Raw genomic sequence first — 20,443 nt, 5'->3', positions numbered from 1 at the left:
TAATAAAGAAGTACAAGGGAAAGAAGAAAAGCCAGTTCAACCACCTCAAAACAATCAAGATGGAAATCAGAAAAAAAATGAGGGGGAAAATAAGACTGTTGATGGAAAAACATATACAGCTCCTGAAGTGAAACAGTTGGCTTATTCATTGGGATTTTTCGATGGAGAACAAGGGTTAAAATTTAATCAGTATGGTAAACAAGGTGATAATTCTTACATTATTTCTAATTTATACACACCTGGAAATGGAGAATGGGATGTGACCATATTTATTTATAATGGAAACAAAGCTATTGATGAACCTTTAAAAGCATTATTCAATAAAATGTTACCGACAAAAGGAAATGAATTATACACTGTCGTAAATACACCAGAGGTCAAATCTCAAGAATTAATTTTAGATGGAAGAAAAATTAGAATTGATAAAACAAAAACATTGTCGATTAAATTTGGACCAATAGAAAATTAGTGTCGAATCATGATGTTTCATGTGAAACATTGTTAAATTTAAATGTACTTTTTGAAGAGTATCCTTTGGATACTCTTTTTATATAGAACTCGATACACATGAAAAAGTTGAATAAAAAGTAATATTATCTTCCTCAAGATAACTATAATGAAATATTAAAATAAAAAATATTTTTATTAATATAGATTTGAATATATTTCGAAAGGGGATGTCTATGATGAATAACAAAAATTTTGTTATAAGTATAGGTGGTGGTGTATCTTTGGGATTCTTAGCCTTATTAATGAGCCCTATGCAAGCTCATGCTTTTGATGGTGTGGAAGGAAATGAGGGACTAAACAGCACATTAGAATCGGTATGGGATGGGGTTCCTGAACACTTACAAGGAAAGATAAAGCCTCCTATCATGAGATTTACAGATAAAGATGGAAAGAGACAATCTTGGTATCATGGAATTGGTGGGAATCTTATGTTTAGAACGAATTATCATGGAGTTGTTTACTACTCACCAGTTCCACCTAAACAATTAGAGTATATGACTTCTATGAGAACCTATTTTTATGACTTTGAAAACTTCAATAATAGGAATGTGGGCGGTGGTTATGCGGAGAGATATGATAAGTCTTATCCTAATTTCAAAACGAAATCTACGGTGCTAAATCAAACAAATAGAGAGTCACTTAGAGCACCAAACTATTATAACCAATATAATGAATATCGCGGAGTAAGTGGTGAGTGGAGACACTTAGGATACACCCAATTTGGCTCACCTGTTGAGAACCCGTATTTCCCAGCAGATATCTTTACTGGTGAAACACCAGGTAGTTATCCTTGGGATTTATTTCCGTATAACTTAGGCTCAAAATGGTTACCAGATGGTCCTTCTGAATGGGATAAAACTGATAATAAAGATTTTTTCTCTCAAAAAATAAATGCGATTAAAAGATTGTTAGACCAAGAACCATCTATGAAGTATAAAAATCCAAATCCTTATTATTGGGCTGACAGATTATCTTTAACTTCGGACCCAGAGGCTGAAATGGCTGTATTTAACGGGACAAGAGAAGGTGGTCGTAAATATAGAACATTAACCGTAAAATCTGATGAATCGAAGAATCTTCGCATTACTGATTATACAGTTTTAGATGACAACGGTAATGTTGTAGGTACTTATACAAGAAGAGATGGTGTAGACAATGGAAGTTCTCAATCATTTAGAAAATTGATTAGAGGAGAGAAATATAGAATTGTTGTTAGAGTGAAAAATGATTCCCAACAAGAAACGACTTTAAAACCAACTAAATTAGACATTGGATATAGCTTATCATCTACAACAGCGAATAAAGGTTGGAATGACTGGGAAACAACTTTACCGCAAGAAAAAACACTCGTGCCAGGTGAATCTGCGACATTTACATATGATAATTTCGTTGTTCCACTAAATTCGAAAAAATATATTGGATTAACAGGTAATATTAATAAAGACCATTTCTTTGCAGGAGATAATACGAATCCGAATGATGATGATGCTAACTTAGTGTTACCAGTTGAGGGCTCAGGGAATATGAATGCTGAAAATATCACTTTAATTGATAGGAATGGAAATGAAGTTGCAAAGCCTATCCCAGGCGAAGACTACAAAATTAAGTATAAATTCAAATATCAAGGTGTTGACATTAGGGAAGCTGTTTATAGGGATGAAGGCTTTTGTGAAGCTCACAATGATAGTGGAGCATGTATATCTTGGGGGACAAGAGAAGTCTTTGACCATTACTACTATCCAGAGGTAAATATTGACGCTTACTACACTATTAATAGAAAACTACCTAAGGGTGAAAGTGATGCCCTTAATGGTCATCTAACACAAAGAATGCAATTAAGAAACGGTACAACTTTCGAATTCATCACTCCAGAGTATACAACTTATGAAGTGCCAATTATTGATACTTCTATACGTATGAGCTTAGAAAATAACTATGACTATGCGAATATAGATAAAGATGATGATACTTCCAGAAAAAAATGGCATAGTTTCTATAATTACAAAGTAAAAAATGTAGAAGTGCTTCCTAAAACAGAAAGACCTACAGAAGCTGGTTATCAAACCTTTGCGGTGAAATTTGATGTTGTAAACGAAGTACCTGACGAAGTGAATGATTTTGAAAAAGATGTTCAAATCGGTGTTACTGTAAATGGTGATAGACATGTATTTACAGAGCATCTGGGAATAGGAGAAAACAAAAACATTGTAAAAGAAGTTAAAGTATGGGTTGACCCTAAAACAACATCTAAGGTTGATGCTCAAGTTTATGTGAATCTTGATAAGAATGCATGGGAAGAAGACTTGAGTACCCAAGCAGATAACAAAGGAGATTCTGCGACAACTGTAAGAGACTCAGGAACAGCAGGAGCGAAAATAGAACAACCATTAAATCCGTTTGACAAGGCTTGTGCTCTTGGTAAAAACACAAAAAATACATGGAACCAATTCTACGAATTACATGGATGGAGTGGTCAATTAAAACGATACTCTGCGAATGGAAAATCGTATGAGTTCTATAAATATAGTGCAGGAAATACACAGAGGACAAATGTTCCACAACAAGAAGAATATAAAATTAATAAAGTCTTGTTTAAATCAAAGTTAACGGAAGACTTAAAACTTGGCTCTTCGAAAGATGGTTGGGTGGATTTAGCTAAAGGTGAAGTTGGTAAAATTAAAGCGGGATATGGCTATGAATTAAAAGTGGATGTAGATTATAATACAAATGCTTTTGAGACAGAGCCTCAACCTTGGGTTTCGAATGGGTCAGGTCAATGGGTTCGTCCGAAACATGTAGAGCCAAACATTCCGAATGAGCTCTATGTAAAAACTCCAGATGGAAAAATCTTATCTGTTTCAGGTGTTCATGGCACAAATAAGGGTCTTGATGTAAAGCGTACAGGTGATAAAAATAAGGTAATTATGACCTATTCGATAAAACCAAAAGACACATTGGGCATTAAAAAGACTCCAAAAATTTATGTTGACCCTAACACGAAAGATGGTACGTATAAATTACAGGTGTTTACGCCTGAAATTAATGGAATACCTACTAAATCAAAATTAGAAGGTAATACGTTAACGAGTATTGGAAATATGCTGTGTGACAATTTAACAGATTTAAAACTTGAAGTTACAGGCAGTGCAACAGATGATTTAAAAGGTCATATTGTTCAATAAAAAAAGAGGTGGAATTCTCCATCTCTTTTTCTCATTCTTATTTTTTTGAACTAAATTCAATTTTCATTGTTCCTTGTCTTGTAACTTTCATAGTTCTACCATCTAATTCAAATATTTCTGTTTTAGGTCCCTTTTTATTGATAGCGTTATAAAAATTCTCGCTTTGAGTAGGTAGAATAACTTTTAATATTGCTTTTAGAGGTTCATCAATAGTCGTATTCCCATTATAGATAAATAGATTCACTTCTAATTCTTTACCTTCGTTAATATACATACTCATTGAATTGTAAGAGGAATCCCCTTCCTTTCCATAAGGGTTAAAAGCATATCCGAATTCTGTAGTGAAGAATCCATTTTCTTCAGCAACACGTTTTAATTTGGTCATGTCACTTTGATTATCTTCTACTGGTTTTTGATTCTGGTCTTTATAGATGGAATTATACATAAACTTAGCGAATTGTTCCCTTGTTACATCGTATTGTCCACCATATTGATTCTGACCAACGCCATTTGTTACACCATTTGTATATAAAGCCTGAATAGCCTCTTTTGCCCAATGACCATTCGGAATATCATTAAATTTCATGTTTCCTTTAACTGCTAAATCAAATGCATGTTGTAAAACAGATGACATTTCATAGCGAGTTAGCGTAGCGTCTGGTCGGAATTTATCCGTTCCATCACCCTTCATAATCCCTGCTTGAATAACAGCGTTGATATTGTCTTCAAATGGGTGATTTTGAATATCTGTAAAGGAAGTATTTTGTGAACCATTATCTTGTAGTTTAAAGTATCGAGTCATAATAGAGGCTACTTGTCCACGAGTGACGTTATCACCAAATCCATAGACTCCATTACCGTATCCATACACAATTCCATTGTCAGCTAAATAGCTAATAGCTCCTTCAGACCAATGACCACTTGGTACGTCATTAAATTTTGTTGTTTGTGCCTGTGCTGTCATTGTTGCTCCAAATAGAGTTGCAGTGATTAAACCTGTTGCGATTACATTTTTAAATTTCATAATATTTTCCTCCTAAAGAAAATGTTTTATCTATAATTATATTTTTTAATTTTGTCTTATTGAATATAAATCATATATTTCTTGTATCTCTATAAACAATTATAGCAATTTTACTCTTATTTGTCAATTATTTTTTACTAAAATAAAAATCTTCTTTTTTCCTCGATAATAGAAAAAGAGATAGTATCTCTATCTCTTGGTATTTTTCTTGTTTTCTGTAACAAATATTGTAAAAAAATCATAGTTATATAATTTTGTTTTAGTAACAATTTGTGTTTTATTAGTATTGAACAATTATCACGTTCAAATCTCCACTGAATGCATTACATTCTTCATATATAATCTCCATGCATTTTTCTTCACTGAATTTTCCTGCACCACAGCCAATCAAAGGAACTGCAATAGATGTAAATGAGTGTTTTATACATAACTCCAATGCGTTCTTTACGGATAATCGAATGGCTTTCTCTGATGAATTCCATAGCATTCCGATTCCTGCAACATGTATGATGCCTTTGCACTTTAATTTACCTGCTGAAGTTAGCACCGCTTCCCCTAAAGACAATAGACCTTTACGCTGAACTTCATTAAATGGTTTTAAACCTGCTTCCTTCTTAATTGCTTTTGATACACCATGAGGAAGTAAAATCCAATAAGGAATAAAATTTCGATTCCATGCATTCACAATCACATCAACTTCTGTATGAAAATCTGTTATATTTCCACGTTTAACAATAATATTCATCTCGATAACTCACTCCGTTTACTATAATAAATAAAAGTATATTGTATTGACTATAGTCTATATGATATCATAAAAATAACAATTTAATATATAGGAAGGTTGTGCATTTATATGAAACAAAAAGATTCCTTTTTGAAGGGTTTCATCACTTGTTTTGTTATTACACTTATTATTTGGAGCTTGTATACATACCTGAATACAACGCCATTACACATTAGGTGGGGGAGTAAATTAAACATTTTCTTGATTCTTTTTATTTTGTTAAGTGGTGCATTTGCATACTTTAGTGAAGGTGTAACACAGAAGAAAACAATATATTCGGTGTTGATTGCCAGTGGTCTATTAGTAGTCTCGAATATTATCTTCTTTTGTATAACAACCCCTTTATTCCATAGTTCAGATTATCGAGCTTTAATCGGAAACGTTGAAGAAAAGAAATTTGAAAAAGATGTTTCTCATGTGGACTTAAAAGAGTTACCAATAATTGATAAAGAATTAGCGAGGAATTATGCAGACAAAAAGTTAGGTGAAATTCCTGCTTTAGGTAGTCAGATGGAGGTTGGTGATTTAACTATCCAACAGATAAAAGGGAAGTTGTATTATGTTGCTCCACTTGAACATACAGGGATTTTTAAGTGGTTTAAGAATAGCAAGGGTACGAAAGGTTTTATAAAAGTAAGTGCAACAGATTCTCAAGATGTTGAGCTTGTAACATCTGTAAAAGGAAAAGATGTAAATCTAAAGTATTTGCCAAGTTCTTATTTCAACTCAAATCTGTATAGACATGTATATTTAAATCACCCAACAAAGGGTGTGAAAGGTTATACATTTGAACTTGATGATGAAGGGAATCCTTATTGGGTGGCATCTGTTTACAAACGCACGATTGGACGTTCAGGAGAAGTCATTACAGGAACACTTGTTATTGACCCTCAAACAGGCAAGATGAAAGAATATAGTATAAAAGATACTCCTAAATGGGTGGATATTATTCAGCCGAAATCAACAATAGCGGATTACTTAGATTATTGGGGAGAATATGTACATGGCTACATTAACTTTTCAAATCAAGATAAATTAGAAACTACAGAAGGAATGCAAGTGATTTACAATAATGGCGAATGCTATTTCTATACAGGAATTTCTTCAGTAGGAAAAGATGAATCTACAGTAGGATTTGTATTAGCGAATACTCGTACAGGAAAAACGAGCTTCTATAAGGTATCTGGTGCTACAGAAACAGCGAGTATGCAATCAGCAGAAGGTAGTGTGCAACAATTAAGATATACAGCTACATTCCCTATATTGATAAACGTACAAAACGAGCCAACGTACTTTCTAACATTGAAAGATAAAAAAGGATTAGTGAAATCCTATGCAATGGTCAATGTAGAAAATTACAACATTGTAGCGATTGGAGATTCATTGCAAGCTACACTAAATAATTATGTCAAATCATTAGCGGGTAAGAGCTCGCATACAAACTTAAATTCAAATGGCCTTGAGAGAATTGAAGTGGGAACAATTGAAAGAATTGGCTCTCTAACAAATGAGAATGGACAAGTCTTTTATATCCTACTAAAAGAAAAGCCAAACACACTACTTATGGTTCCATCTTCTATTTCAAAAGAATTACCTTTAAGTAAAGAAGGCGATAAAGTGAAGTTTTCGTACATTGAATTGCCTAATATGAGTGGCATTACTGCTAAAGAATTTGAAAATGAAAATATGGATATTAAATAAGGAGAGTCTTTCTCCTTATTTTTCATGTAAAGAAGCGAGGTAAAAAAATGCAAAATGTAGAAAGTTGGTCTTTTGATGAGAAGGTAACAAAAATATTTGATGAACATGTGCGTCAATCCATTCCATCTTATGAAATGCTTCAAGACTTAATATGTGGTATTGCGCAATTTTTTATAGTTGAGAACGGTGTTGTAATTGATATAGGTTGTTCAACGGGTGAGACGATAAAGCAATTAAAAGAAGTTACACCTAAAACATTTAGAGCATTTGGATTAGATACCTCTCAATCTATGTTGGAAAAAGCAAAAGAAAAGTTATCTACCACTGAAGATGTTTATTTATTCGATGAAGATATTTCAAAAGTGGCATTACCAAAAGCAGACGTTATCATCAGTTGTCTAACAAATCCGTTTATTTCAGTAGATGAGAGAAAAAAACATATGAAACGATTAGTAGCAAAGCTGAAGAAGGGTGGAGCGTTGATTGTTGTTGAAAAGACTTACGCAAAACATTCCATGCATCAGGATATTTTCACGCAACTACATCATGATTTTAAAGAACAACAAGGTTTCTCAACAAAGGAAATTAGGAATAAAGATAAGTCTTTAAGGGGTGTGTTTCGAGTAAGTCAGGTAGAAGAAAATAAACGGTTTTTAGAAAGAAAAGGAATGCTCGTTGAAGATTTTTTTAGATGCTTGCATTTTGTAGGATACGTTGGGATAAAACAAGCTTAAACGCTTGTTTTATTTATGTCTACAACTATCCAAACTATAATTCTATTAACAATAGTTAATGGAATTAGGGGGATTAGGATGAGAATGAACGAAATGCGATGGGGGATGGTAGCAAGACCTCAAAACGGATTGATTTGTGTAGATTTATTTTGTGGAGCAGGAGTAGGTGCTTGTGGCGTTAAATTAGCAGGTTATCATATGGCTTATGCTGTAGACAATAACCCATATGCTGTTAAGACTTACAATAAAATGATTGGTCCACATGCTGTTTTATCTGATATTCGAAAAATAAATTCAAATGATATTCCAGACCATGATTTAATGATTGCTACACCTGTATGCAAGAGTTTTAGTGTAGCAGGAAAAGGAGACGGATTTGATAATAAAGATTTCGGAGATTTACCACATGAATTCTTAAGAATATTAAAAGCGAAAAAACCAAAAGCGTTTTTATTTGAAAATGTGAATGGAATGGTAAATAAGAAGAATAGACCAGGATTTGAAGCCTTTGTGAAAGAGATTGAAGACAGCTCATATAATGTTACATGGAAGCTTGTAGATTGCTATGAATATGGGATTCCACAACACAGAAAAAGAGTATTTATGGTAGGGATTCGAAGTGATTTAGGGAAGACATTTGAATTTCCAGAAATAGTTTCTATAAGTGAAAGGAAAACGATACGTGATGCAATAGGAGATTTACCTAATCCTGATAAGGTGATGAATTCTTTAAAAGATATACAATACGAAGCACAAGAGCAAAGTTCTGTTCATAACCACGTAGGATATGGAATTCGAAGTGATAAAAAAGAATTTGTACATAAAATTCCTGTGGGTGGAAATTGGAAGGATTTAAACGAAGAAGATGCTCGTAAATTTATGGGTGGAGCATTTGAAAGTGGTGGAGGAAGAACGGGATTCTTAAGAAAAGTATCCTTTGACCAACCTGCTTATACGATTACAAGTCTAATGAACGGAAAAAATAACGCCCAAATCATTGATAATCAAGATAAGTATTACGAAGGTGGATTTTCTCCAAGGTATGTAAGTAGGAATAGACAAAAACAATGGAATGAAGCATCCTATACAATTGTCTCTGAAGCCCGTCAATTACCTCTGTATCCTGAACCTGCTAATTATGATATTCGCAAAATGGATACATATGACGTCTTACCACCAAGGAGATTTACAGTGAGAGAATGTTTGAGGTTACAGACTGTCCCAGATTGGTTTTCTTTTGATGAAGATGTTCCGTTGAATAAGCAATATGAACGATGTTCTGGCATTCCATCATTGATGGCATATAAATTAGCGATTGAGATAGAAAAATATTTAATTTGAGATATTATGTTCATGAATGATTGGCATCAGAAATCAATAAAATGTAAAAAGGGGGTGAAAAGGATGGATACTACATATATCATTAAAGAAATTTATTTAACGAAGAAGATGGAAGATGTGTCATTGAGTGAAAAGGAGCGAAAATTAGCAAGAAATGAACTAAAGGCATTACAAAAAAGTCTAAATAAAAAAAGAGGTTAATTTAAATTAACCTCTTTTTTTATTTTAAGCTACTTTCATAGACCCTCTCTTGAAATCCGCTATTTGAAAAATGATGGATATTTCCTAAGCTGTCATATTGATACACAGCTTCATGAAGGGGCTTGGAATTTAATCGCTCTAAAGTTGTAAAGTATATATTTTTAATGCCTACCAAATCATTGGCTATTTCCAAATCGTGAAAAGCTTCTACTTCATTTTTAACGAGGATTAAATAACCGATTTCCCTACCAAACCTTCTGTGAAATGAAGCGATATTTCTTTCGTGATAAGCAATTTTTTTTAAAATAGAGAGTGGTTGAGAAGTGTAGTCATCAAATAGGAACTCTTGCACTCGACCATTTTCGATTAGTAGATTATTATCCTGTTTGATTTTTCTTATATAGAATCCATAATCCGTATCGTGTAAAGCTTTTCTTAATTTCTCCCCATTTGAAAAGTGAAATCCGTGTTTTTCATGGATAATTCTTAATACCTCTTCCTGTCTCCAATTACTATGTTGTAGATTTGGAATCAGCTTATTACACATTAACTCTAATAATTCCTTTGTTGTACCAATGTATAATTCAAATTCATTATCGAAACCATCCAATAAAGAATCTACGGCTGTAAAACGAACAAGGTCTTTTCTACTCTCAACCTTCTCTGTATTATCAATTAAAAATAATACAATAATCTTTTTATCTTTATCTTTATAGTAATACTCGCTTGATTGTAAAAAAGAACGGTAATGATTCCACTTTTCTTTCAGTTGTTTCTTGCTCTCTGTAGCCATGTCCATTTCTAAGAAAAAATCAGTATCAAATATTTGAATAAGCCCATCTGGTCGAATGTTTTTATATTGAGATACATATTTCTCATCGAAATATCTCCATTTAATATCACTTTCTTGTGTCTTTTCTTTAAAATCTAAAACAAATTGATTTAAATGAATTTGATGATTGATTAAACGTGGATTCATCTTTAGTTCTCCTGCACGGTAGTAACCTCTTTTGATTATTTTTCGTTTAGGGTCTAAGATATCGGTTGGAAGGTCAAACTGATAACGAACAATTTCAACACCTTGAGAAGTTAAGAAAACAGCTTGATTTGTTAAATTAAATTCTACACAATCAATAACCTCTAATTCGATTAAATCTAAAAACTTTGTCTCCATAAACAATTCAAAAGAATCAATTGTATCAGAGAAAAAATATTTATAAGCTTGACGTATTGTTAAGCATCTCAATAGATAGACATTATAAAGAAAATCTAAATCTTGATTTTTTAGCTCTTTTGCTATTTCGTAAGTTGAAGGTTTCAAAATCATGCACCTCTTTCATTTTGTTCTATATATACTATTTATACTAAAAAAAGCCCTATCTCATAACAGAGACAAGACCTAATTCATTAACTAAAGTTTGTTAAAAATTTAAATTAAGTTTTCAATGAATTTAATGAAATCTGATTGACATCAACATTAGTCAATGATAAGATATTTATGAATCACAGGTGAAAAATAATGAAAAAATCAAGAGTTTTTTACATATTTGTAAAAGTACATATCAATTTTTTCGAGGATACTTTTCGTTGTTTCTAAACCCATCCTCTTTAATTGGTAGTCTAAATTAAATCCTTCATATCGTTCTTCGACAATCTCAGCGATTTTTGCACAGATTTCATAACGATTATTTTCATAACCAGGCTTGACTTCATCTATTGCAGTCTGAATTAATTTTTTTGTACCTCTTGTTAATTTTTCTTGTTCCATAACTTCCATTTTTCCATTCTCCTTTCAAAATGAATGGAAATGCGTTATGGATGAACTAAATCCTACAAATAAATTATAACTTTTTCATAGACTAAAGTCAATGAAATTTCTCTAAAAATTAAGGGGGTTATTTGAATGGCTATTCAAGACCAATGGAAAGAATTAAATAACGAAATACAAAATGATGAAAATCATATTCTAAAAGATATTGTTGAAACAATTAATGACTCTTTAAGGGACCCTAAAGAAGAAGATGTTCAGTCTTTAAATGATAAATTCGATGAAATAGAAGAAGAATTAAAGAAACTATATAAAAAAACAAAATACTCTCAAGTAGAAAAAACAATCAAAACATATATAAATGACATAAGAGATACTGTATATAGAAAGAAAGGTATAAAACTATCTAAATGGGATGCTTTTGTACTGGAAGCGAAAAGGTATAATTGGGAATGTGTATTAGAATTAATAGACTTAGTAAATATAATAGATAATAGTTCAGATGAAGAAATGGAAGATTACGCAAAAAGGTTTGAACAAAAATATAAAGAAGATGTAATGCCGTTTATAGAGAGAAATTTATCTCCATTTAATAAAGATTTAGTGAAAAGGGAATTCAATAAAAAACAAAAAGCTTATGCAAATCTAACTAAGAAAAACGACCAAGAGAACTTTGGAGCATTACTTAAACATCTAAGATTATCAAAAGGATATGCTTTAGAAGATGTAGGGAGACTTTCAGGAGTATCTGCTTCTTATATACATTTACTTGAAAAAGGACAAAGACAAAGCCCTACACTTGAAACTGTTGAAAAACTGGCTGAAGGTCTTGAGGTACCTGTACAGTATTTCTTCAAAAACAGAGGACAAGGTAACGGTGCAAACGATACCGCTATGACAGGATTTGCTGAAATGGTTATTCTGCAAAACTTCACATTAAATGGAAAGAAAGCATCGAAAAAACAAAAAGAGGCTATAGTTTCCTTGTTTAATGGAATCATGAAAGCAGAATGGACACCTGAAACAAAACTTGCAGAAAGCATGGAATTGATTCAAAAAATTGAGGAATTCATCTCTCTAATGGACTAATAATCTCAGCATGGTTTTTCCGAAATTTTTATTTTGTAAATCTAATTAACATGTTTTTAAAATGGATTCTTAAACAAAAGTGTTGAAATTTGAATACTGAAACATGAGAAGTATTGGCATTTGCCGATACTTCTTTTTTTTATTCCATATAGAACATACCTCAATCAATAATCCTCAATAAATTTTCTTCTTTTTAAATAGTATGTTAATAAAAGTATGAAAGTTGGTGAAATCCATGGAAAAGGTTTTATTAGCGATTGGACATAGACAAGTTGAAGATTTTATAAAGGCAAAGTCAAACGGTGAGTATGCAATTGTAGGTACAACTGTGTATCGTGGAGGGATTATAAAAGCGATAAAAGAAAACAAACCAGATGTTATTGTGTTATTTGAATCATTAAAAGGGAATGAAAATATTTCAGACATTATTTATGAAATTAGAGCAAATTACAAGAATGTAAGAATTATTTTCGGTTCTAACAAACGTGAGCCAGGGGATGTACTGTTAGCAACTATTGTAGGGTATGGTATTTATGACATTTTATATGGAGAAAAAATAAATGCGAATGAGATTATTCGATTAATAAAAGAAAAGAACGAGTTTTCGGATGTGTTTCATTTACGACCTAAAACAACAGTAGACGAAAAAACAAATCAAAAATTGTATGATGCACCTACAAAAGTAATAGAAAAGCCAGTAATCAAAGAAATATATTTGGATAAAACGAATCCAAATGAATCTGGGAAAGAAGAGGATGAATCTCCTAAAGAAACAAATCTGAAAGCAGAAACGGAACAAACTATGGAAAAAATCGCTGAAGATGAAAGTGTGAATCTTGAAGAAACGAAATCAGAATCAAACGGTGATGAAGTAATTGACATTGAAGGTGACTCTGTAAATCTTGAAGAGGAAGTTTTCAATCTTGAAGAAGTTGAAAAGAAAGAAGAAAACATTAATCTTGAAGAAAAGGTAGTGGAAGAACATGAAATGACAGAAGAACCTCTTCCAGAAAGAAATACAGAATTAGATAAAAAAGTGGATGAGAAACTTCAGAATATCAATGAAAACCTAAAGGGAATGAAAAAAGAAAAGCCCGAAAAAATTGGATTTTTCGCAAGATTAATGGGTGCAAAAGAAAATACAGAAAAAAATACTGAGCACGAAGTTCAAACAATACAGGAACCAATCATTGAACAAAACCCACCTGAACCCGAAGTTGAAGTTAAACCTGAAATTATTCCAGAGCCTAAAATCGAAGTCCCAATTCCAGAACCTAAAATTGTCACAGAAACGATAATTAAGGAAACAATTATGCCAGTTCATATGAAACAAAAAATCCTAACATTCTTAGGAAGTGAACAAGGTGTAGGGAATTCTCAAATCGCCTTTAATACGGCATTACATTTGGCGAAAAGTGGCTTTAGAACAATGTATATTGATTTTAAAGAAACAGGCTCAACAGTGGAGTACTTATATCAATTAGGTACATTCGAAAAAGGTTTAGATATCGCTTTACGTGGCATGGAGAATCAAAACTATACACAAGTTGAAGATTCTATTATTTCAATGAGTAGCATTATCAGTAATACACCGAAAAATTCTATGATGCTGAAAAACTACAAACAGTTTCCAGACTTGTTAGACTTACTCTTTTACTCAGAAGATTATGTTACAAAAAAAGATAAAGAAAAGGAACAAATCAATAGTGCTTGCTTAAAAGATTTATTCATGTATTTCATTATTCAGAAAAACTATGATTTTATCATTTTAGATGTTCCTTCTGATTTAAAGAATGAATTCACGAAAATAGCCATGGCCTATAGTACAAAAATATTCTTAACACTAACACAAGATGTATCACACATTGGAGGATGGTTAAGAAAATTGCCCGAACTTACTAAACGAATAAATTTAGATAAAAAAATATATTATATTATCAACAAATACGAAAAAGCAGAATTAAACCAAAGGGATATTTCAGAGTGGATGAAAGTAGACATTCCTATTACCATTCCTTCTCTGAATAAAGATTTTATTAATGCAAATTATATTGGTCTTCCTGTTTTGTTGTATTCAAAGAACAAAGAGCTTAAAAAAGCTTTTGCTTCTATTGAGAAGATAATATTCGAATAAAGTTAAAAGGGGGAAGGATATATGAAAACTAAACAAGTAGCAATTACGATTGCTCAAATGGGAGCGGTTATTCTATTTGCAGGAGGGTTTTATTACTTCACACAAAAACAAATGGAGCCAACAACAGTATGGCAATTTAATCGAGATATCCCTGCTAATACGCAGATTACAGAGGGTGATTTAGTGAAAACAACTATTCCTGCTCAAGCAGTAACAAAAGGATTTGCTCTTTCACCAAAAGATATCGTTGGTAAATACAATAATTCAAAATTAGTTACGGGTGAATATGCATTGAAGAAAAAATTAGTTGATAAAAAGAATATCGACCCATTCGAAAGTATGGATTTAACAAAATATCGAAAAATTTCACTTCCTATTACTTATATTGATGGATTAGGTGGAAATGTGAAACGAGGAGATAAAGTAGACCTTGTATTTGTTGGAGAAGGTGAAAAGGCAGGAGAAGGTTCAGGAAAAGGATTTAAATATTCAAAAGCTTTCTTACAAGATATTCTTGTCTATAATGTCACAACAGATGATGGTTTCCGTTACACGGATAGAAGTGAGGGTGTGAAAGGAGACGAAGCAGGAGATATGCAAGATGGTAAAGACATTCAATCTGGTGGAGAAGGTGGTAAATTATCCACTGTAACATTAGCTGTAACGCTTGACCAAGCTGAACAAATTTCTGCTCGATTAAAATCTGGAAACATTCGCATTGTGGGACGATTTGACGATAGTCAAAACTATGACACAGCAGGATTTATTGTGGGTGAATATGACAAAGTATTCTCTGGAGAAGGTTTAGCTGAAAGCAATAAATAGTTAACAAATTTAATAACGGAGAGTCATTGTATTCTCCGTTATGTTTTTAATACAAAGGGGGAAGTAAATTATGAATAAAGTTCTATTAGCTACAGGTCATGAAGCTCTTGATAATGTAATTAAAAAAATAAAAGAGTATGAATTTGTCGGAAGCATTGAATATAAAAGGGACTTAGTAGAAGCGTGTTCTTTCTATAATCCTGATATTGTTCTTATCTCAGATTTTCTAACGGGAAAAGAATCTCTGTTAGAAGAAATGATTATGGTAAAACAAAAACACCCGCAAATTCGAATTGTTTACGTGACAAAAACATTAGACATGAAAAATGTAGAACGAGTAAATCAATTAGGAATGTTAGTACTATCTGGTATTTATGATATCTTAACAGAGAGCAAGTTAAATGCAGTGTTAATTAAACAATTATTAGATAATCCTCGAAATAAAGAGAGTGTAGATTATTTACTTCGTAATATCAGAAGTGCATCAACAGATAATACAGAAGATATAGAAGTAGAAGCGATTGAAGAAACAGAAGAATACGATATTGAAAAATACGGATATAAAAATGTATATCTTGTTTCATCTATCAAACCTGGAACTGGTAAGTCATTTGCTTCTACGAACCTTGCAACGACAATTGCAAAGTACGGAAAGAAAAAAGATGGAAAACCACCAAAAGTTGGATTGATTGAAGCTGATTTACAAAACTTATCTGTAGGTACATTACTTCAAATTGAAGACGATAAACACAATTTAAAAACTGTAATGGATAAAATAGCGACTATTATGACAAGTGATGGAAGGCTCATTGAAGATGAAGCAAGAATTGAAGAAGTAAATAAATATATTAAAACTTGTTTTAAATCCTATTACCCTTGCAAAAACTTAGAAGCATTAGTAGGGTCACAATTAACAATGAGTGAAATTGAAGATATTAAACCATTCCATTATATTTATTTAATTGAAGCTATCGTGGATGAGTATGATGTTATTATTATCGACACAAACTCCTCATTAGCTCATGTCACTACATATCCGTTGTTAAGATTATCGAATACTGCTTACTACATTATTAATCTGGACTTTAATAACGTTCGAAATAATGCTCGTTATAAAGAGACCCTAAAAGATTTAGATGTGTTAGACAGAGTAAAATATATTCTTAATGAAGATATTGAAGAAACTGGAGCATCTAACGAGAATGAAGGAGAGAAACTAATCTTCACTTCTGAGCATTTAAGTCAAAGTGGTTTTGATGTAGATGTAAAAATACCATTGCTACCAAAGAATATTTTCTTAAATAGATTATATGAAGGGACACCAGTAGTATTAGATAATAACGCAAATACATTAAAGGCACGATTAGAATTTGCAAAATTAGCTAACCAGATTTGGGAAATGGAAAATTTACAATTCTTAGAACAAGAATATGAAAACATAGACAAATCGAAAGAACGAAAAAAACGTTTCTAATTGAAACGTCTTTTTTTTATGCAAAACAAGGTAAACCCTCTTGTTTGTTATATTTCATCCCCTTTTTATCTACAACAACAATAGCAAATAGAAAAAGGGGGAATTTGAAATGGCAATGGAAACAGATTTCAAATCAATAAGAAAAGACTTACAACGGGTAAAAGGTGCAAAACATACTTCGGGAGTGTTAGGATTTGAAGATGCTTTAGAACTCGTTAGAGGGGAAGTAGCGAAAAAATTAACAACCGAGATGGATGAACAAAAAGAAGAAACAAAAGAAGATGCCATAATTAAAGATAAGAAATATCTAAGAAAGCGAAAAGAAGAGTATAAAAAGAGAATTGAATCTATTGTATATGGTCAAAACATAAAAGTTAGAGGTTATGAACACAACTCAGAGCTATTCATTGCAGAAATGGTTGAGGAATTTTCGGGATACTCAATTTTAGCTGATGCTCAGAACAACCCTGGCATATCGGATATATTCTGTCTTGAATGGGATAAAATCTATGTAGAACAAAATGGTGTCAATGTTAAATACAATAAAACATTTAGAAGTGCAGAACATTATAAAGCGTTTGTTGATAGATTGGTTCGAGAATCGGGAAACGAGATTAACAATGGTAATAAGAAAATTGTTAACTTTGAGCTATATGGTGATAGATATACTGCTACATCTAAGGCTGTTTCGCCTAAAGATTTCTCGTTAACAATTCGTAAACATAAAGAAGACCAACTGCAATTGAAAGATATTATTGCTTTCAATGTAATGAGTCAAGAAATTGCAGACTTATTAGGTACGATAATTTTAGGAGAATGTAACGTTATTTATGGTGGATTAACAGGTTCAGGGAAAACAACATCTATTCGTGCTTTATTAGACCACTATGTATCACAAGCAAATAAAAGAATGTTAGTGTGTGAAGATACGCAGGAGCTATTCCCAAAAAATGACCATACGTTAGAGTTAGTATCCGTAAGAAATGATGACCCTAAATTGGAAATTACATTGCAAGAAATTATCTATACTGCATTACGTTTAAAGCCGAAATATATTTGCGTTGGTGAGGTTCGTGGCTTAGAAGCGGAAAGTGCGGTAGAGGCTATGGAAACAGGTCACAGTACAATATTTACCATGCATGGTGGTAAACCTATGAATATTGTAAACAGGCTTGTAACGAAGTATCTGAGTGCTATGCCAACGTTAGGCATTGATGTAGTAGAGCGTATTATAGGTAGTGCAGTGGATTATATCGTATTACAAGATGACATCCCTGATATCGGAAGAAAAGTAACAAGTATTACAGAGGTTAGCTTTGATTTTGAAAAAGGTAGAGTCGCTTTAAAAACGATTTTCGAATATGACTTCTTAAAAGGAGACTTTGAAATGGTCAATAAAATCTCTCAAGAAAAAGCAAAAAATATGCTACGAAGAGGCGTGAAAATTGAGACATTGAAACCTCTTGTTGAGGGATGGTCTGAAGAGTTAAAAATTGCATAAACATGTCTTACTAAAAGAGAGCTTGTTCTTTATGACAAGCTCTTTTTGTAGAACGATATTCGCCAATGAAAGACTATTAAATAATTTTCAAAATGTAATAATAAAATAAAGAGATGCTGAAAAGGAACATGAGCATAAAAAAATAAAAAGGTGGTGTTGTATATATGGGATATGCGATAGTTGTATTTACAGTTTTTATGTTAGCCATTATTTTCATTTCTACCAAAGAAAAAATGAAAGAAGATAAATCGGTGTTAACAATGAGAAAATCTCAAGCATCTTCAAAGTTAAGGGAAAATGCATTGAAATTAAAGTTAGAAAGAATGGTAGAAACAAAAGCGAAAGTTTCCACAAAGAATACAGTAGAAACGATGTGTTTACAAGCGGGGTATAAATTGACATATGGTGAATTTAAATTAATGTCGTTCACATCTGCTATTGTACTACCAATCCTTGTACTGGTGATGACATCAAACCCAATTTTAGCTTGCTTATTTATTATGGTAGGGTATATGATTCCTGGTCAAATTATTGCGTTTATTAAAAATAGACGATTGAATATGATTGAAGAACAAGTTGGTTCATTTATGAATTTAGTCGTAGAACGTTATAAAGCCCAAAATGATTTCCCTAAGTCTATAAAAGAAAGTCTATATGATTTCAAGGGGCAAGAACCTATGTACAGTGAAATTAGACAAACTGTATTAGATATTGAGTTAGGGATACCAACAACAGATGCAATGGATAACTTAGCAAGACGTACAGGAAATAAATATTTAGAAAGATTATCTAACTATTATCAAATTGCCATGACCTTAGGTACAGAGGATGCAAGAGAAAACTTATTAGGTGAAGCATTCCAACAATTTGAAGAGAATCGAAAAATGAAATCTACTCTAAAAAAAGAAATAGCAGGACCTGTACGAGAAGCTTATATTATGGTTGCGGCCATTCCTCTGCTTATTAGCTATCAAATTGCAACCTCTGATAGTTATGTAGATTTTATGTTAAACACGACACCAGGGAAAATTGGTTCAACTGTAATTTGTGCAATCATTATGGGTTCTATTTGGTTCATTAATAAAAAAATTGGTGCACCATTAGAGTAAGAAGGGAGATGTTTTCGATATGGTAATAATGAAGTATATTTTTATGATTTTGGGGACGATATGTTTTCTGTTTTTTATTCGAAATGTTTTCATGTTCCTTTTTCTAAATGAAAACCATTCAACACATAAAAAACGGTTAAAACAACTACAATTCAATAATAAGGAAGAGTTAACAAATGATGAGCAAACAAGAGCGTTTATCGACAAAGTAACAAGACCTGTATTGAAATACGTTGTACCTAAAATGAAAGTTAGAGATAGTCAAGAATTGGAAAAAGATTTAAAGTTAACGAAATGGGATAAATACTTTAATGCGAGTCAATATATCGCAATGAATATTACTTTAAAAATTATAGGTGTAGTTGCTCTTATTGTACTAATACCTGTATCCGTTCCATTTGCATTAATATGGTTCTCTGCCTTTTTCTTCTTATTTGGATTTCTGTTTAATAATTCAGTTACAGAAGCGAAAGAGAAATTGCTTGGAGGATTTCCAGATTTCATTCGTATTACAAGAGGATATTTAACAGCAGATATTTCATTTACAAAAGCTGTTGAGGGTAGTATTCCTTATGTAGGTGACGCATGGAGACCGCTTCTTCAAGAGTTTATTGTAAATTGCGATATCCATTCTGTAGAAAAAGCAATTGATAAATTAAAAGACCAAGTTGATGTGTTTGCCGTAAAAGAATTATTATCTCTTGTACGCTTAAACTTAGAACAAGGTGTTGACGTTAGAGAAAGTTTCGAAAGACAGATTGATAAAGTAAGAGAAATGCAACTGGAAGCCATTATGAATAAAATTGCGAAACGACAATTGTTAGCGATGGTATTACAGGGACCTCTATTACTTACATTAATTGGTGCTTTTGGATTACCAACATTCTATTCTATGACAACTCTATCATCTATGTAAGTTATGTATTAGACAAGGTTCGGACAATAGTTCGACCTTTTTTTGTTATAGATGTTATCTATTTACAGTAAGATACATCAGTAAAAATAATTAAGGTTATAAACGATAGTAAACAGGTATTGAACAATTATCAGACGGTTTAATCGT

Annotated in this window: 16 protein-coding genes and 1 pseudogene; 13 read left to right on the top strand and 4 right to left on the bottom strand. The window is 32.2% G+C overall.

The genetic code is table 11. The features are described 5' to 3' along the window. A pseudogene (locus V7S50_RS12795) lies at positions 1-469 on the top strand (hypothetical protein); the annotation flags it as partial. A 217-nt stretch (positions 470-686) separates the two neighbouring features. Beyond that, positions 687-3,692, top strand: coding sequence for a hypothetical protein (locus V7S50_RS12790; protein ID WP_001060587.1), 3,006 nt, complete (start codon positions 687-689; stop codon positions 3,690-3,692). 37 nt (positions 3,693-3,729) lie between these two features. Here the strand turns inward: V7S50_RS12790 and V7S50_RS12785 are convergent, their stop codons facing one another. Next, positions 3,730-4,716: an S-layer homology domain-containing protein gene (locus V7S50_RS12785; RefSeq protein WP_000669586.1), complete on the bottom strand. Its 987-nt coding sequence runs from the start codon at positions 4,714-4,716 to the stop codon at positions 3,730-3,732. 280 nt (positions 4,717-4,996) lie between these two features. Continuing rightward, entirely contained in the window at positions 4,997-5,461 is a 465-nt protein-coding gene (locus tag V7S50_RS12780) for a macro domain-containing protein (protein ID WP_277517942.1), read from the bottom strand. Between the two features lie 111 nt (positions 5,462-5,572). Between V7S50_RS12780 and V7S50_RS12775 the strand changes: the two genes are divergently transcribed. The 4 genes from V7S50_RS12775 (at position 5,573) to V7S50_RS12760 (ending at position 9,480) form a co-directional block, all read left to right on the top strand. Further along, entirely contained in the window at positions 5,573-7,204 is a 1,632-nt protein-coding gene (locus V7S50_RS12775; RefSeq protein WP_336584328.1) for a cell shape-determining protein, read from the top strand. 47 nt (positions 7,205-7,251) lie between these two features. Further along, complete coding sequence (locus V7S50_RS12770) at positions 7,252-7,938, top strand: methyltransferase domain-containing protein (protein ID WP_336376231.1); 687 nt, start codon at positions 7,252-7,254, stop codon at positions 7,936-7,938. Between the two features lie 78 nt (positions 7,939-8,016). Continuing rightward, on the top strand, positions 8,017-9,279 hold the full coding sequence (locus V7S50_RS12765; protein ID WP_336376232.1) for a DNA cytosine methyltransferase: 1,263 nt from the start codon (positions 8,017-8,019) through the stop codon (positions 9,277-9,279). A gap of 63 nt (positions 9,280-9,342) precedes the next feature. Further along, entirely contained in the window at positions 9,343-9,480 is a 138-nt protein-coding gene (locus tag V7S50_RS12760; RefSeq protein ID WP_336376233.1) for a hypothetical protein, read from the top strand. 19 nt (positions 9,481-9,499) lie between these two features. Here V7S50_RS12760 and V7S50_RS12755 read toward each other — a convergent pair whose 3' ends face one another. Further along, positions 9,500-10,807 (bottom strand): replication-relaxation family protein, encoded by a 1,308-nt coding sequence (locus V7S50_RS12755; protein WP_242306103.1) that lies wholly within the window; start codon positions 10,805-10,807, stop codon positions 9,500-9,502. Positions 10,808-11,008: 201 nt separating this feature from the next. Continuing rightward, positions 11,009-11,257 (bottom strand): hypothetical protein, encoded by a 249-nt coding sequence (locus V7S50_RS12750; protein WP_000453488.1) that lies wholly within the window; start codon positions 11,255-11,257, stop codon positions 11,009-11,011. Between the two features lie 126 nt (positions 11,258-11,383). Here V7S50_RS12750 and V7S50_RS12745 point away from each other — a divergent pair, with 126 nt between their 5' ends. From V7S50_RS12745 to V7S50_RS12715, 7 genes are all read left to right on the top strand, one after another. Beyond that, positions 11,384-12,337 carry a helix-turn-helix domain-containing protein gene (locus V7S50_RS12745; RefSeq protein ID WP_098434148.1) on the top strand — a complete coding sequence of 318 codons (954 nt, stop codon included), beginning with the start codon at positions 11,384-11,386 and terminating at the stop codon, positions 12,335-12,337. 235 nt (positions 12,338-12,572) lie between these two features. Continuing rightward, positions 12,573-14,471 (top strand): AAA family ATPase, encoded by a 1,899-nt coding sequence (locus V7S50_RS12740; protein ID WP_336376234.1) that lies wholly within the window; start codon positions 12,573-12,575, stop codon positions 14,469-14,471. Positions 14,472-14,492: 21 nt separating this feature from the next. Beyond that, positions 14,493-15,296 (top strand): Flp pilus assembly protein CpaB, encoded by an 804-nt coding sequence (gene cpaB / locus V7S50_RS12735; protein ID WP_061662799.1) that lies wholly within the window; start codon positions 14,493-14,495, stop codon positions 15,294-15,296. Positions 15,297-15,366: 70 nt separating this feature from the next. Beyond that, positions 15,367-16,770: an AAA family ATPase gene (locus tag V7S50_RS12730; protein WP_336376235.1), complete on the top strand. Its 1,404-nt coding sequence runs from the start codon at positions 15,367-15,369 to the stop codon at positions 16,768-16,770. 109 nt (positions 16,771-16,879) lie between these two features. Continuing rightward, positions 16,880-18,271, top strand: a complete 1,392-nt coding sequence (locus tag V7S50_RS12725; RefSeq protein ID WP_242290181.1) for a CpaF family protein — start codon at positions 16,880-16,882, stop codon at positions 18,269-18,271. Positions 18,272-18,435: 164 nt separating this feature from the next. After that, a complete protein-coding gene (locus tag V7S50_RS12720; protein ID WP_098297280.1) occupies positions 18,436-19,380 on the top strand; it encodes a type II secretion system F family protein in 945 nt (314 codons plus the stop codon). Positions 19,381-19,399: 19 nt separating this feature from the next. Further along, on the top strand, positions 19,400-20,296 hold the full coding sequence (locus V7S50_RS12715; RefSeq protein WP_242290182.1) for a hypothetical protein: 897 nt from the start codon (positions 19,400-19,402) through the stop codon (positions 20,294-20,296). Positions 20,297-20,443: the final 147 nt, after the last annotated feature.

The organism is Bacillus sp. CCNWLW194 (genome assembly GCF_037120585.1).
Taxonomy (GTDB): domain Bacteria; phylum Bacillota; class Bacilli; order Bacillales; family Bacillaceae_G; genus Bacillus_A; species Bacillus_A basilensis.
The sequence above is the reverse complement of the archived record's forward strand: the minus strand, read 5'-3'. Positions and strand labels throughout refer to the sequence as shown.

What these genes read in the sequence shown, in the direction of transcription:
- V7S50_RS12790 (WP_001060587.1), top strand. Translation starts at nt 687, where the DNA reads ATGAATAACAAAAATTTTGTTATAAGTATAGGTGGTGGTGTATCTTTG.
- V7S50_RS12785 (WP_000669586.1), bottom strand. Translation starts at nt 4,716, where the DNA reads ATGAAATTTAAAAATGTAATCGCAACAGGTTTAATCACTGCAACTCTA.
- V7S50_RS12780 (WP_277517942.1), bottom strand. Translation starts at nt 5,461, where the DNA reads ATGAATATTATTGTTAAACGTGGAAATATAACAGATTTTCATACAGAA.
- V7S50_RS12775 (WP_336584328.1), top strand. Translation starts at nt 5,573, where the DNA reads ATGAAACAAAAAGATTCCTTTTTGAAGGGTTTCATCACTTGTTTTGTT.
- V7S50_RS12770 (WP_336376231.1), top strand. Translation starts at nt 7,252, where the DNA reads ATGCAAAATGTAGAAAGTTGGTCTTTTGATGAGAAGGTAACAAAAATA.
- V7S50_RS12765 (WP_336376232.1), top strand. Translation starts at nt 8,017, where the DNA reads ATGAGAATGAACGAAATGCGATGGGGGATGGTAGCAAGACCTCAAAAC.
- V7S50_RS12760 (WP_336376233.1), top strand. Translation starts at nt 9,343, where the DNA reads ATGGATACTACATATATCATTAAAGAAATTTATTTAACGAAGAAGATG.
- V7S50_RS12755 (WP_242306103.1), bottom strand. Translation starts at nt 10,807, where the DNA reads ATGATTTTGAAACCTTCAACTTACGAAATAGCAAAAGAGCTAAAAAAT.
- V7S50_RS12750 (WP_000453488.1), bottom strand. Translation starts at nt 11,257, where the DNA reads ATGGAAGTTATGGAACAAGAAAAATTAACAAGAGGTACAAAAAAATTA.
- V7S50_RS12745 (WP_098434148.1), top strand. Translation starts at nt 11,384, where the DNA reads ATGGCTATTCAAGACCAATGGAAAGAATTAAATAACGAAATACAAAAT.
- V7S50_RS12740 (WP_336376234.1), top strand. Translation starts at nt 12,573, where the DNA reads ATGGAAAAGGTTTTATTAGCGATTGGACATAGACAAGTTGAAGATTTT.
- cpaB (WP_061662799.1), top strand. Translation starts at nt 14,493, where the DNA reads ATGAAAACTAAACAAGTAGCAATTACGATTGCTCAAATGGGAGCGGTT.
- V7S50_RS12730 (WP_336376235.1), top strand. Translation starts at nt 15,367, where the DNA reads ATGAATAAAGTTCTATTAGCTACAGGTCATGAAGCTCTTGATAATGTA.
- V7S50_RS12725 (WP_242290181.1), top strand. Translation starts at nt 16,880, where the DNA reads ATGGCAATGGAAACAGATTTCAAATCAATAAGAAAAGACTTACAACGG.
- V7S50_RS12720 (WP_098297280.1), top strand. Translation starts at nt 18,436, where the DNA reads ATGGGATATGCGATAGTTGTATTTACAGTTTTTATGTTAGCCATTATT.
- V7S50_RS12715 (WP_242290182.1), top strand. Translation starts at nt 19,400, where the DNA reads ATGGTAATAATGAAGTATATTTTTATGATTTTGGGGACGATATGTTTT.